This is a genomic window from Methylobacterium aerolatum (assembly GCF_022179085.1).
GTDB classification, from domain to species: domain Bacteria; phylum Pseudomonadota; class Alphaproteobacteria; order Rhizobiales; family Beijerinckiaceae; genus Methylobacterium; species Methylobacterium aerolatum.
Genome location: NZ_BPQE01000003.1, coordinates 28,782 through 42,561 on the forward strand (window position 1 = coordinate 28,782; position 13,780 = coordinate 42,561).

Genomic DNA, 13,780 nt, shown 5'->3' on the forward strand with positions numbered 1-13,780 from the left:
GCGCCGACCCCGCCGGAGGATCCGGTCCTCCGGGATCCCCGACCTTACGGGGCCTTGCCGAGTTGGGACTTCGCCCGCTCCACGGCAGCCTCGCAGCCCTTCGCGTCGCCCTTGGCGTCGGCGGTCTTGGCCTCTTCGAGGGCCACCTTGGCCTGCTGGGCGGCGTCGGCCCCCTTGCCGGCTTCGGCGGACTTCTCCGGCGGCGCCTGGGGCGCTTCGTTCGCCCGGGCTCCTTCGGTACCGGTCACGCCCTCGCCGCCGCGCTTGGCCGCCGTGCCCTGGCCGCTGGTGTTCGCGGCGATGGCGTCATGCGTCTCGGCCTTCACCTTGCCCGACAGGGCCTGGATCTGCTCGGAGCAGGGGGAGGCGAGCGTCGGCGTGGCGAGGCTCGCCACGAGGCAGAGACCGGCCAGCACGGGGGCAAACTGTTTCATCGATCCTCGGTCCGCGACCGGCGGGCTCATCGGGGCCCGCCTCACGTCCTTAACCGCGGGCGGCGCAGGCGGTTCTGCGGACCGGCGTGAATTGCGATGGTTCGAACCACCCGCCCGGAACGGCAACGGGGAGGCACGCCCTCACAAGCGTCCCTCCCCGCCGTTCGTTTAGCCCAGGTGCGGGGCCGTGGTCAGGCGCCGGCGGCCTGATCGCGGATCGGCAACTGCCGGATGCGGCGGCCGGTGGCGGCGAAGACCGCGTTGGCGATGGCCGGCGCCACAGGCGGGACGCCCGGCTCGCCGACGCCGCCGAGCGGTCCGTCGAAGGTCCCCGTCGGCACGAGGTGGACGCGAACGACCTTCGGGGCAGCGTCGATCCGGATGATCTCGTAGCCGTCGAAGTTGTTCTGCTGGGCGCGGCCCTGCTTGAAGGTGATCTCGGAGGTGAGGGCGAGCCCCATCCCCATGACCACCGCGCCCTCCATCTGCGAGCGGATGCGCTCCGGGTTGACCTGCGGGCCGCAATCGACGGCGATGTCGATGGCCTGCACCTTCACCTGGCCCTTCTCGTCGACCTCCACCTCGGCCGCGACCGCCGTGTAGGTGACGAAGCTGTAGTGCCCGGCGATGCCGAGCCCCCGGCCCTTCTCCAGCTTGCGGCCCCAGCCGGCGCCTTTGGCGGCGGCCTCGATCACGCCGCGCAGGCGGCCGGTGTCGATCGGGTAGCGGGCGGGATCCTCGCCGTAGTTCCACACGTCGCCGATGGAAGCCGGGTCGATCTTCCGGGCGGGGCCGATGAGATCGAGCAGGTAGTCCTTCGGATCCCGCCCCGCCTCGTGGGCCAGCTCCGAGACGAAGGACTGGATCGCGAAGGCGTGCGGGATGTTCGAGACCGAGCGGAACCAGCCGATCCGCACATGGGCGGCGGCCTCCGGGTTCTCCAGCCGCATGTTGGGAATCGCGAACGGGGTGTTCACGAGGCCCATGCCGAGCTCGAAGGGCAGCTCGTGCTTCGGATCGGGCGCGAAGATCGAGCCGATGGTGGGCGCGCAGGAGCGGTGGAGCCACGCCACCGGCATGCCCTTGTCGTCGAGCCCCGCCTCGATCCGCTCGGCGGAGATGGTGTGGTAGTAGCCGTGGTGGATGTCGTCCTCGCGGGTCCAGGACAGCTTGACCGGTGCGCCGCCGACCTCGCGGCTGCACAAGGCCGCCTCGACGATGTAGTCGGGCTTCGACTTGCGCCCGAAGCCGCCGCCGAGCAGCGTGACGTTCACCGTCACCTTGTCGTCGGGCAGGTTGAGGGCCTTCATCAGCCGGTCGTTGGCCGCCTGCGGACCCTGGGTCGAGGCCCAGGCTTCACAGACGCCGTCCTTCACCCGCACCACCGCCGCCGGGGGCTCCATCGGCGCCTGGACGAGGTGGGGGACGAAGTACTCGGCCACGAGCTTCTTCTTGGCCTTGGCCAGCGCACCATCGACGTCGCCCTGCGTGCGCACGACCTTGCCGGGCTTGCGCGCCGTCTCCTCCAGCTCTTTGCGGAACACGTCGGTGTCGTAGGAGGCGTTCGGGCCGTCGTCCCAGGTGATCTTGAGGGCGTCGCGGGCCTTGAAGGCCGCCCAGGTGTTCTTGGCCACCACGGCGACGCCGCCGAGCGGCATGAACTCGGAGGGGATCGGGGCGCCGTCGATCTTGAAGATCTTCACGACGCCTGAGACCTTCTTGGCCTCGGAATCGTCGAAGGACTTCACCGTGCCGCCGTAGACCGGCGGACGGGCGATGGCCGCGTAGAGCATCCCGTCGAGCTTGGTGTCGGCGCCGTAGACCGCCTTGCCCGTGGTGATGTCGCGGTTGTCGATCAGCCCGATCTTGCCGGTGCCGATGTAGCGGAAGTCCTTCGGGTCCTTGAGCTTGACCTCGGTCGGCACGGCGAGCTTGCCCGCCGCCTCGGCCACGGCGCCGTAGTCGAGCGTCCTGCCGGACTTGGCGTGGGTCAGCGTGTGGTTCCGGGCCGTCACCTCGGAGGCGGGCACGCCCCACTGCTTCGCGGCCGCCTCGACCAGCATCGCGCGCATCGCCGCGCCGGCGTGGCGGAAGTGCTGGAAGAAGTGGCGGAGCGAGCGCGAGCCGTCCGTGTCCTGGTTGCCGAAGCGGTTCTCGTCCCCGTAGGCCTGGACGACCTTCACCTTCGGCCAATCGGCCTCGAGCTCGTCCGCGACGGTGAGCGCGATGGAGGTGCGCACGCCCTGGCCCATCTCGGAGCGGTGGTTCGTCACCGTCACGGCGCCGTCCGGGGCGATCGCGATGAAGATCTTCGGATCGTCGCGCCAGCCGTGCGGCATGCCGTCGGCGCCGTACTTGTGCTCCTTCTGCTCCTGCGTCTGGGTCTCGTCGGCCTTGGCCGGGGAGCGCAGCGACAGGGCGAGCACCAGCGCGCCCGCGCCGCCGAGGATACCCCGGCGGCTGACGTTGGCGAGCGCCGGGCGGGTGGCGGGCTCGGCGGAGGCTGTCCCGGCCTCGGCGGCGGCCTGCTTGGCCATCAGTGCAAGATCGTGAATCACAGGCGCTCTCCCTTGGGGGCGGCGGTCTGGCCGGCGGCCTGGTGGATGGCGGCGCGGATGCGCGGGTAGGTGCCGCAGCGGCAGAGGTTGCCGCTCATGACCTCATCGATCTGCGCGTCGGTGGGCTTGGGCGTATCCTTGAGCAGCGAGGCCGCCTGCATGATCTGGCCGCCCTGGCAGTAGCCGCATTGCGCCACGTTCTGATCGCGCCACGCCACCTGGACCGGGTGGTTGCCGTCCGGCGACAGGCCCTCGATCGTGACGACTTCCTTGCCCTCGGCCTCCGAGACCGGGGTGACACAGGAGCGCACGGCGGTGCCGCCGAGATGGATGGTGCAGGCGCCGCACAAGGCCGCGCCGCAGCCGAACTTCGAGCCGGTGAGGCCGACTTCATCCCGGAGATACCACAGCAGCGGCATGTCGGGATCCCCGTCGAAGCTGCGGGCAGCCCCGTTCACGGTGAGCTTGATCATCGATGTCCCTCGCTTGGACGACCGCGCGATGGGCGGTCCGAAGGGGCGGCGGCCGGAGGCGCGCCGTCCTGAAGGCGGGAATGCAGCGACTGCATTCAATTGGAACGGGTTTAAAGAGCCCGCCTATCGGCCGCAATGCACGGCGACCATCCATGTGCGCTGGCGCACCTAGCTTGGCCTCAATTGCGTGCCCGCGGCACCGCAATCCAAGGCGGCAAGACGTGTCTACCCTGCCATCGCTTCATGTAACATTTTTCATTGAACCTATTTCGACAAGTATATTACTTGCCGAGATAGGTGTATGCAATTCTATTTTTGATATTCTATGTCATAACTGATCGGTTTTGCTAAAAATATCAGCCGTCGAATATTTTATCGTATCCGACCAGGAGGTCACGGGCGTTTTTTGGGACGGGGAAGCCATAGCCCTCTCCCTGCCCTTTCCAAAATAGAATACTACTTTTGTGTTAGGCACTGGCGTAAATTTATATTCCTATCTTCATAAGCGCGGAGTGCAAGGCTTGGACCAAATCTACCCCTGCACTAAAGCTTCTTCTTTCGCGGCCAGGCCATTCAATAATGTATTCGCAGATGTGCATGCCATCTGCGAACCTGGGAGCATAGATGCTGATGGGTACCTGCTTCGCCCCATCGGGCATTTGAGCTGTAAGAATTCTCTCTGCAATGATCATGACGAACCTCAAAAGTTGAGCGGAGGAATAGGATGCCCTCTTTTCGCAGGCGGCCCGTCTAACATATGCTTGTGTATAGCGACCAGATTTTCCAGTAAATCTACAAACGATTAGGTCTCGTTGGTGCATTTCATCGCATTCATCCCGCATCAGCGACGTTTTTTGACCCGCATCAGAGACGTTTTTTGACCCGCATCAGAGACGTTTTTTGAATTGACTCGTTGAGCTGCATGTAAAATCTCGAATGAGAATCGGTTGATTGCCCATCCCTGGTCCAGCGTCCTCCACCTGTTTGTCTTGCTGGTATACGGGGTTGATTCGGATTGTATTCTTTCAACAGCAAAGATCGTCGCATTTGGGCGACGTGGTTTTGCATTTTGTCGAGTTCCAGCCGTGTGAACGCTATAGCTAAATCAATTTTCCGTTTTGTTCGCATGGCCACGTCCGTGGACATACCTTCATATACGATTAAATTCAAAATTTAAAGGAAAAAATGACCAATGTGAGCTCGCGGTTCAAGGCCGCTGTCGCTTCGCATCGTTGGAGCAAAACCCTTCGTGCTCCGCCCTATACCGTCACCTGCGTCCCCACCTCGACCACCCGTCCGGTCGGGATCTGGAAGAAGTCCGTGGCGTCGTTGGCGTTCTTGGCCAGCGTGATGAAGATGCGGTCCTGCCAGAGCGGCATGCCGGAATGGGCGGCCGGGCGGATCGAGCGGCGGGACAGGAAGAACGACGTCGCCATGATGTCGAACTTGAAGCCCTGGCGGCGCAGCAGGGTCAGCGTCTTCGGGATGTTCGGCGTCTCCATGTAGCCGAACTTCATCACTACCCGGTAGAAATGCGGGCCCACGGGGTCGATCCGGACCTTGTCGGCCTCCTGCGAGCGGGGCGTGTCCACCGTCTCGACGGTGAGCACCACGTTCTTCTCGTGCAGCACCTTGTTGTGCTTCAGGTTGTGCAGGAGGGCCGCGGGGGCGATCTCGGGGTCGCTGGTCAGGAACACGGCGGTGCCGCGCACATGGTGGGGCGGGCTCTTCTCCAGCATCGCCACCAGCTCGGTCAGCGGCACGTCGGTCTTGCGGGTCTTGTTGAAGAGGATCGTCACGCCCCGCACCCAGGTCCACATCAGGACGATGAGGGCGCCCGCCAGCAGCAGGGGCACGTAGCCGCCCTCCACCACCTTGATGAGGTTCGAGAGCAGGAACAGGAACTCCACCACGATGAAGGGCAGCATCACCGCCCCCGCCACCAGCGGCGACCACCCCCACATCCGCCACATCACGAGGAAGGTGAGGGAGGCGGTGAGCAGCATCGTCCCTGTCACCGCGATGCCGTAGGCCGAGGCGAGCGATGAGGAGGTCTTGAACAGGACCGCCAGCAGCACGACGCCGACCATCAGCAGCGTGTTGATCTGCGGCAGGTAGATCTGCCCCGCATGGGACTCGGAGGTGTGGCGGATCTCCAGGCGCGGCAGCAGGCCGAGCTGGATCGCCTGCCGCGACAGGGAGAAGGCCCCGGTGATCACCGCCTGGCTCGCCACCACGGTGGCGATGGTGGCGAGGATCACCATGGGCAGCAGGCCCCAGGACGGCACCATCTGGAAGAACGGGTCCGAGGTCTCGGGCTTCTCCAGCACCAGGGCGGCCTGCCCGAGATAGTTGAGGGCGAGCGCCGGGAAGACGAGGCAGATCCAGGCCACCTGGATCGGCTTGCGCCCGAAATGGCCGAGGTCGGCGAAAAGGGCCTCCGCCCCGGTCACCGCCAGGAACACGGCGCCGAGCGCCACCAGCGCCCCGGTGCCGTGGCCGAGGAGGTAGTGCACCGCGTGCCACGGGTTGGCCGCGCGGAACACCTCCGGGTGCAGGGCGATGTGGGGCAGCGCCGCCGCCGCCATGGCGACGAACCAGACGACGGTGAGCGGCCCGAAGAAGGCCGCGACCTTGGCCGTGCCCCGGTTCTGCACGAGGAACAGGGCGAGGATGATCGCCACCGTGATCGGCAGCACGTACTCGTCCAGGGCGGGGGTGACGAGCTTCAGCCCCTCCACCGCCGAGAGCACGGAGATGGCCGGCGTGATCACCGCGTCGCCGTAGAACAGCGCGGCGCCCATCAGGCCGAGCATGAACACGATCCGGGAGCCGCCGAGCGCCTTGCGGGCCAGCGCCATGAGCGAGAGGATGCCGCCCTCGCCGTTGTTATCCATGCGCAGCAGGATCGCGACGTATTTCACGGTCACGATCAGGAACAGCGCCCACAGGATGAGCGAGACGGTGCCCAGCACCTCCTCGGGCAGGAGGATGCTGTCGGCCCGCGCCGGACCCAGGGCCTCGCGGAAGGCGTAGAGGGGGCTCGTGCCGATATCGCCGTAGACGACGCCGATGGAGCCGACGAGGAGGGTTCCGAACCCGGCCTTGCCATGCCGGGTCTCGGCCCGTTCGGGCGCATCGAGGGCGCCGGACGGCGCGGGCCCGTCCAACTCCGCGGACGCGGCGGCAGGCGGGGTGGAGGAACCCGGAAGGGCGGTCTGGTTCATCGGGGATGTCGGCTTTGTCCGGCTTGCCGGCGGCGCACGGAGCGGCTCTTCGCGGTCCGGATCATGGGGCCATCGTCACGGGGCCATCGGGGCGCGAAGGAACCGCCGGGCTGCCCGGCGCTCGGTTTCATGGCGCCTGATTATCACGATGCCGTGCAGGCGGGAACTGGGAAGCGAGCGGGGGAAGGGTCCCGGCCACAGGGTCTCGGCCACCCTGTCGTCACCGCAGGGCGGCGGCATCCGGGGGACGGGGCGTGCGGCCCGGCGGACCCATCGCCGGCCGGCCCCTCCCCCCGTGGCCCTCTTCCCGCAGGCATGGCGAGGGGGAGAGAGTGGGCAGGGGAAGGGGGCAGGGATTCGGAGAGCCCTACTCCGCCGCGCTGCGGTTGCCCTGCCCGAAGCGGCGCTCGATGTAGTCGGTCACGATGGTCTCGAAGTCCTTGGCGAGCGTCGCGCCGCGCAGGGTCATGGCCTTCTTGCCGTCGATGAAGACCGGAGCCGAGGGCGCCTCGCCGGTGCCTGGGAGCGAGATGCCGATGTCGGCGTGCTTCGATTCGCCAGGGCCGTTCACGATGCAGCCCATCACGGCCACGTTCAGCCCCTCGACGCCCGGATAGGTCTTCTTCCACTCCGGCATGGAGGTAGTGATCCAGTTCTGGATGTCGCGGGCGAGTTCCTGGAAGGTCGTGGAGGTGGTGCGCCCGCAGCCGGGGCAGGCGGCCACCAGCGGCACGAAGGTGCGGAAGCCCATAGTCTGCAGCAGTTCCTGCGCGACCTTCACCTCCACCGTCCGGTCGCCGCCGGGCTCGGGGGTCAGCGAGTAGCGGATCGTGTCGCCGATGCCCTCTTGGAGCAGCACGCCGATGGCGGCGGAGGCGGCGACGATGCCCTTCGAGCCCATGCCCGCCTCGGTGAGGCCGAGGTGGATCGCGTAGTCCGAGCGGCGGGCGACCTCGCGGTAGACAGCGATGAGATCCTGTACCGCCGAGACCTTGGCCGACAGGATGATCTTGTCCTTGCCAAGTCCGAGTTCTTCGGCGCGCTTGGCCGAGCCCAGCGCGGAGCGGACCATCGCCTCGCGCATGACGGCGCGGGCGTCGATCGGACGCTCGGACTTGGCGTTCTCGTCCATCAGGTGGGTGAGGAGCTCGCCGTCCAGCGAGCCCCAGTTGGCACCGATGCGCACGGTCTTGCCGTACTTGATCGCCTGCTCGACGATGGTCGAGAACTGGGTGTCCTTCTTCTCCTTGAAGCCGACGTTGCCGGGGTTGATCCGGTACTTGGCCAGCGCCTGGGCGCAGGCCGGATGGTCGGAGAGGAGCTTGTGGCCGATGTAGTGGAAGTCGCCGACCAGCGGCACGTGGACGCCGATCCGGTCCAGGCGCTCGCGGATCTTCGGCACGGCGGCGGCGGCCTCGTCGCGGTCCACGGTGATGCGGACCAGTTCCGAGCCGGCGCGGGCGAGCTGGGCGACCTGCGCGACGGTGGCGTCGATGTCGGCCGTGTCGGTGTTAGTCATCGACTGGACGACGATCGGCGCGCCGCCGCCCACCATGACGGCGCCCTCGCCCTCGCCGACCGTGACGCCGACGGTGCGGTGACGCGGGGCGGGCCCGGCGATCTCGGGACCGAGGCCGGCGAGCGAGCCGGAGAAGAGGGTGTCGCTGTCGCTGCGGGCTTCCATCACTTCCGCTTCCTTAGACTGCCACCGGGCCTTGTGCGGGCAGGGGGACCGGTTCGGGCGATCCGAGGCCGCGCGGGGCGAAAACTGACGTGTACAGCATCTTAGCTGCGAACGGCGCGGCACGGAATCAAGACAACCCGGCCGAGGCTGATGTCGCCCGCCTCTTGTCCCATCCCGGCGGGGTTGTCGAGGTTGGTGGCGCGATTTGCGCATTCTGTGGCTTGTACGCGACGACTTACGCGCGCCCTTTCGCGGGTCGCTGCCGCCGGCAGGGATGGCGGTGCGCTACGGGGCCATGCCACCCTCGAACAGCTCCCGGGCTGCCTCGACCTCGGCCGCGATGAAGGCGGCCACGGCGCGGATCGGCGCCGCCTGCCGGTGGTCCTCGTGGATGTGCATGTGGAAGGCCCGGGTCAGCGAGACCGACTCCGGCAGCACCGCCCTCAGCCCCGGATGGGCGGCGGCGATGAAGGCGGGCAGGATGCACAGGCCGGCGCCCGCGAGGGTCGCGTGGACCTGCGCGAGGAGGTTGGTGGAGCGTAGCCGCGCCGAGACGGCGGGCCCCAGAACGCCGAGATAGTTCAACTCGCGGGTGAACAGCATGTCCTCGATGTAGCCGACGAAGGGATGCCCTTCGAGGTCGGCGGGCGCCCGGATCGGCGGGGCCTGCGCGAGGTACGTCCCGGCACCGTAGACGAAGAGGCGGTAGTCGGTGAGGCGCCGGGCCACCACCCGCGCCTGTTGCGGCGGCGACAGGCTGACCACGATGTCGGCCTCGCGCTTCGACAGGCTGAAGATCCGCGCCGTGGCCATGATCTCGACCTCCAGCCCCGGATGGCGCCGCGTCAGCCGGTGCATCCGCGCCGCGAGGAACACGCTGCCGAACCCGTCCGGCGCGCCGATCCGCACCGTGCCCGACACCGTATGGGCCGCCTCCGCCGCCGCGTTGGCCGAGAGGAACGCGCTCTCCATGTTCTCGGCGGCGGCCAGCAGGTTCTCGCCCGCCTCGGTGAGGGCGTAGCCGAGGTTGCTGCGGTGAAAGAGCTGCGCGCTCAGGGTCTCTTCCAGGGCGCGGATGCGTCGCCCGACGGTGGTGTGCTCCGTCCCGGTCTGACCGGCGGCGGCGCTCAGCGTGCCCGTGCGGGCGACCGCGAGAAAGAAGCGCAGGTCGTCCCAGCTTCCGGCGACCTTCCTTGCGACCATTCCCTCGCCCTTTGAATCCTCAACGTCATGGCTTCGCTGTCGCTCGCCGATGACGCGGCGTGCTGTGCATCGATGCACGACCGCTGCGAGCAGGTCCAGCTTTATCGTTCAGTGCATGGTGTTACTGTCCGCCAAAAGCCGGAGACGGCACGAATCATAGGGAGAAGCGTCATGCGCCACGTCGGGCATTTCATCGGCGGCCGGATCGTGAACGGTGAGAGCGGCCGCACGGCGGACGTGTTCCACCCCTCGACCGGCGAGGTCCAGGCCAAGGTGGCTCTGGCGAGCCGCGCCGAGATGCGCGCGGCGGTCGAGAACGCCAGGGAAGCTCAGGTCGCCTGGGCGGCCACCAACCCGCAGAAGCGCGCCCGCGTGATGATGCGCTTCCTGGAGCTGATCCGCGGCTACAACCAGGAACTCGCCGAGTTGCTGGCCTCCGAGCACGGCAAGACCGTTCCCGACGCCAAGGGCGACATCCAGCGCGGTGTCGAGGTGGTGGAGTTCGCCTGCGGCATTCCGCACCTGCTGAAGGGCGAGTACACCGAGGGCGCGGGCCCCGGCATCGACGTCTACTCCCTGCGCCAGCCGCTCGGCGTGGTGGCCGGCATCACGCCGTTCAACTTCCCGGCAATGATCCCCCTGTGGAAGTGCGCCCCGGCCATCGCCTGCGGCAACGCCTTCATCCTGAAGCCTTCCGAGCGCGACCCGAGCGTGCCGATCCGCATCGCCGAGATCTTTTTGGAAGCGGGGCTTCCGCCCGGGATCCTGAACGTCGTGAACGGGGACAAGGAGGCGGTCGACGCCATCCTCGATGACGAGGACATCAAGGCGGTGGGCTTCGTCGGCTCCTCGTCGATCGCCGAGTACATCTATGTGCGCGCGGCGGAGACGGGAAAGCGCGCCCAGTGCTTCGGCGGCGCCAAGAACCACATGATCATCATGCCCGACGCCAACCTCGACCAGGCCGTCGATGCCCTGATCGGCGCTGGCTACGGCTCGGCGGGTGAGCGCTGCATGGCGATCTCGGTGGCCGTGCCCGTCGGCGAGAAGACGGCCGACCGGCTGATGGAGCGGCTGATCCCCCGCGTCGAATCCCTCAAGATCGGCCCGTCGCACGACGAGGCCGCCGATTACGGGCCCCTCGTCACCCGCGAGGCGGTGGAGAAGGTGCGCGGCTACATCGAGACCGGCGTCAAGGAAGGCGCGCAGCTCGCCGTGGACGGCCGGGGCTTCACGCTCCAAGGCTACGAGAACGGCTTCTACCTCGGCGGCTCGCTCTTCGACCGCGTCACGCCGGACATGACGATCTACAAGGAGGAGATCTTCGGTCCGGTGCTGTCGGTGGTGCGGGCCAAGGACTACGAGGAGGCGCTGGCGCTGCCCTCCACCCACCAGTACGGCAACGGCGTCGCCATCTTCACCCAGGACGGCGATGCGGCCCGCGACTTCACCGCCCGCGTCAACACCGGCATGGTCGGCGTGAACGTGCCGATCCCGGTTCCGATCGCCTACCACACCTTCGGCGGCTGGAAGCGCTCCGGCTTCGGCGACCTGAACCAGCACGGGCCGGACTCGATCCGCTTCTACACCAAGACCAAGACCGTGACGCAGCGCTGGCCCTCCGGCATCAAGAGCGGCGCGGAGTTCTCGATCCCGACGATGCGGTAAGACGCCGAGCGTCCCCCTCTCTGCGCTTGCGGGGAGAGGGGGACCGGTTTGTGTCCGTCATTGCGAGCGAAGCGAAGCAATCCAGGGTAGCGCCACGCTTCATGGCGTCCCGCATCCCTGGATTGCTTCGCTGACGCTCGCAATGACGGTGAGGTAGCGCGATCCGCTTCGTTTCAGGATCGCCTGCTTGCGGACCGGGCGAACCTGCGCTTGGTTCCCGGACAGAGAGGACTTGACCCATGTCATTCGGCCTCGACGAGGATCTGACCGCGGTCCGCGACATGGCAGCGGCCTTCGCGGCGGACCACATTGCCCCCCATGCGTTGGAATGGGACGAGACCAAGCATTTCCCCGTTCAAACCCTGCGCGAGGCGGCGGCACTCGGCATGGCGGGCATCTATGTCCGCGAGGACTCCGGCGGCACCGGCATGGGCCGGATCGAGGCGGCGCTGATCTTCGAGGCGCTGTCGACGGGCTGCCCGACCGTGGCGGCCTTCCTGTCGATCCACAACATGTGCGCCTGGATGGTGGACGCCTACGGCTCGGACGAGCAGCGGGCCCGTTTCCTCCCCGGCCTCACGACGATGGACGCCATCGCCAGCTACTGCCTCACCGAGCCGGGCTCCGGCTCCGATGCGGCGGCGCTGCGCACCCGCGCCGAGCGGGACGGCGACCACTACGTGCTGCACGGCGAGAAGCAGTTCATCTCCGGCGCCGGGGCGAGCGACCTCTACCTGTGCATGGTCCGCACCGGCGAGGCGGGCCCCAGGGGCATCTCGGCCATCCTGGTGGAGAAGGACACGCCCGGCCTCTCCTTCGGCGCCAACGAGCGCAAGATGGGCTGGAACGCCCAGCCCACCCGCGCCGTGCGCTTCGACGGGTGCCGCGTGCCCGTGGCCAACCGCCTCGGCGCCGAGGGCGAGGGGTTCAAGATCGCCATGAGCGGCCTCGATGGGGGCCGCATCAACATCGCGGCCTGCTCGCTCGGCGGGGCGCAGGCGGCGCTGGACAAGGCGCTGGCCTATATGGGCGACCGCCGGGCCTTCGGCGCCAAGCTCACGGACTTCCAGGCCCTGCAGTTCCGTCTGGCCGACATGCAGACGGCGCTCACCGTCTCGCGGACCTTCCTGCACCACGCCGCCCGGGCGCTCGACGCGAAATCCCCCGAGGCGACGCAGCTCTGCGCCATGGCCAAGCGCCACGTGACGGATGCCGCCTTCGAGGTGGCCAACCAAGCCCTGCAACTGCACGGCGGCTACGGCTACCTCGCCGAGTACGGCATCGAGAAGATCGTCCGCGACCTGCGGGTCCACCAGATCCTCGAGGGCACCAACGAGATCATGCGGATGATCGTCGCCCGCAGCCTGATCGGAGGCCGTTGATGAGCGATGTCCTCGTCGAGACCGCCGGGGCGCTGGGGCGCATCCGCCTCAACCGGCCGAAGGCGCTGAACGCCCTGAACCACGGGATGGTCGGCCTGATCGACGCCGCCCTCGACCGGTTCGCCGCCGACCCGGCGGTGACGGCGGTGCTGCTCACCGGAGAGGGCGAGCGCGCCCTCTGCGCGGGCGGCGACCTGCGCTCCCTCTACGAGAACCCCACCGACGCGGCCGCCCCGTTCTGGCGGGACGAGTACCGCCTCGATTCCCGCATCGCTGCCTACGAGAAGCCCTTCGTGGCGGTGATGGACGGCATCACCATGGGCGGCGGCGTCGGCCTCTCCGGCCACGCGGCGCACCGGATCGTCACCGAGCGCTCCCGCGTCGCCATGCCGGAAACGGGGATCGGCTACCTCCCGGATGTCGGCGGGACGTGGCTGCTGCCCCGGGCGCCGGGGGAACTCGGCACCTATCTCGGCCTGACCGGCGCGCAGATCGGCGCCGCCGACGCCATCCTGTGCGGCATGGCCGACGCCTTCATCCCCTCCGCCGCGCTGCCGGACCTGATCGCCGCCCTCGTGGAGGGCCAGGAGCCGGAGGCCGCCATCGCCCGCTCGGCGAAGGATCCCGGCCCGGCGCCGCTCGCCGCCCACCGGGGGGTGATCGACCGCTGCTTCGCCTTCGACATGATGGACGAGATCGTCGCGGCCCTCGACGCGGACGGCTCGGACTTCGCCCGCGAGACGAAGGCCACCCTCGCCGCCAAGTCGCCGTCGAGCCTCGTGCTGACCCTGTGCCTGCTGCGCCTCGGCCGCGCGGCGCCCACCCTCGAAGCCTGCCTGGAGCGCGAGTTCCACGCCTCCCTGGCGCTTCTGGAGGAGGGCGACTTCCGCGAGGGCATCCGCGCCGTGGTGATCGACAAGGACAAGTCCCCCCGCTGGACCCCGCCCAGCCTCGATCAGGTCGATCCGGCCCGGATCGCCTCCTGGCTGGAGCCGCGGGCTGAGCCGGTCTTCGGGGGTGATCGCACGGGGGCGGTGTGAGGTGAGCATCCCACCCTCATCCTCATCCTGAGGTGCTGCGGAGCAGCCTCGAAGGAGGGCTCCAGGGATCGCGACGCGTTCTGGATCCCTCCTTCGAGACCTGCTGACGCG

The 13,780-nt window shown here is 68.0% G+C and carries 10 protein-coding genes; 3 read left to right on the forward strand and 7 right to left on the reverse strand.

The genetic code is table 11. The annotated features are described in order from the left end of the window. Positions 1-44 precede the first annotated feature (44 nt). The 7 genes from MFF06_RS02000 to MFF06_RS02025 form a co-directional block, all read right to left on the reverse strand. A complete protein-coding gene (locus tag MFF06_RS02000; protein ID WP_238201335.1) occupies positions 45-434 on the reverse strand; it encodes a hypothetical protein in 390 nt (129 codons plus the stop codon). Positions 435-625: 191 nt separating this feature from the next. After that, the gene (locus tag MFF06_RS02005) at positions 626-2,992 is read right to left on the reverse strand and encodes a xanthine dehydrogenase family protein molybdopterin-binding subunit (protein WP_238201336.1); all 2,367 of its coding nucleotides are present in this window, start codon (positions 2,990-2,992) and stop codon (positions 626-628) included. Beyond that, complete coding sequence (locus MFF06_RS02010) at positions 2,989-3,465, reverse strand: (2Fe-2S)-binding protein (protein ID WP_238201337.1); 477 nt, start codon at positions 3,463-3,465, stop codon at positions 2,989-2,991. Before MFF06_RS02010 ends, MFF06_RS02005 begins: the two co-directional genes overlap by 4 nt. 485 nt (positions 3,466-3,950) lie before the next feature. After that, on the reverse strand, positions 3,951-4,307 hold the full coding sequence (locus MFF06_RS22765; protein WP_370876757.1) for a DUF6968 family protein: 357 nt from the start codon (positions 4,305-4,307) through the stop codon (positions 3,951-3,953). 417 nt (positions 4,308-4,724) lie between these two features. After that, complete coding sequence (locus MFF06_RS02015) at positions 4,725-6,692, reverse strand: potassium transporter Kup (RefSeq protein WP_238201338.1); 1,968 nt, start codon at positions 6,690-6,692, stop codon at positions 4,725-4,727. Between the two features lie 367 nt (positions 6,693-7,059). Next, complete coding sequence (gene ispG, locus MFF06_RS02020) at positions 7,060-8,376, reverse strand: flavodoxin-dependent (E)-4-hydroxy-3-methylbut-2-enyl-diphosphate synthase (protein WP_238201339.1); 1,317 nt, start codon at positions 8,374-8,376, stop codon at positions 7,060-7,062. Positions 8,377-8,661: 285 nt separating this feature from the next. After that, positions 8,662-9,579 (reverse strand): LysR family transcriptional regulator, encoded by a 918-nt coding sequence (locus MFF06_RS02025; protein WP_238201340.1) that lies wholly within the window; start codon positions 9,577-9,579, stop codon positions 8,662-8,664. Positions 9,580-9,750: 171 nt separating this feature from the next. On the opposite strand from MFF06_RS02025, the gene MFF06_RS02030 reads away from it, so the two are divergent. The 3 genes from MFF06_RS02030 (at position 9,751) to MFF06_RS02040 (ending at position 13,669) form a co-directional block, all read left to right on the forward strand. Next, positions 9,751-11,247, forward strand: a complete 1,497-nt coding sequence (locus MFF06_RS02030; RefSeq protein WP_238201341.1) for a CoA-acylating methylmalonate-semialdehyde dehydrogenase — start codon at positions 9,751-9,753, stop codon at positions 11,245-11,247. Positions 11,248-11,486: 239 nt separating this feature from the next. Continuing rightward, positions 11,487-12,629 carry an acyl-CoA dehydrogenase family protein gene (locus MFF06_RS02035; protein WP_238201342.1) on the forward strand — a complete coding sequence of 381 codons (1,143 nt, stop codon included), beginning with the start codon at positions 11,487-11,489 and terminating at the stop codon, positions 12,627-12,629. Beyond that, positions 12,629-13,669, forward strand: a complete 1,041-nt coding sequence (locus tag MFF06_RS02040) for an enoyl-CoA hydratase/isomerase family protein (protein WP_238201343.1) — start codon at positions 12,629-12,631, stop codon at positions 13,667-13,669. Before MFF06_RS02035 ends, MFF06_RS02040 begins: the two co-directional genes overlap by 1 nt. The last annotated feature ends 111 nt before the right edge of the window (positions 13,670-13,780 follow it).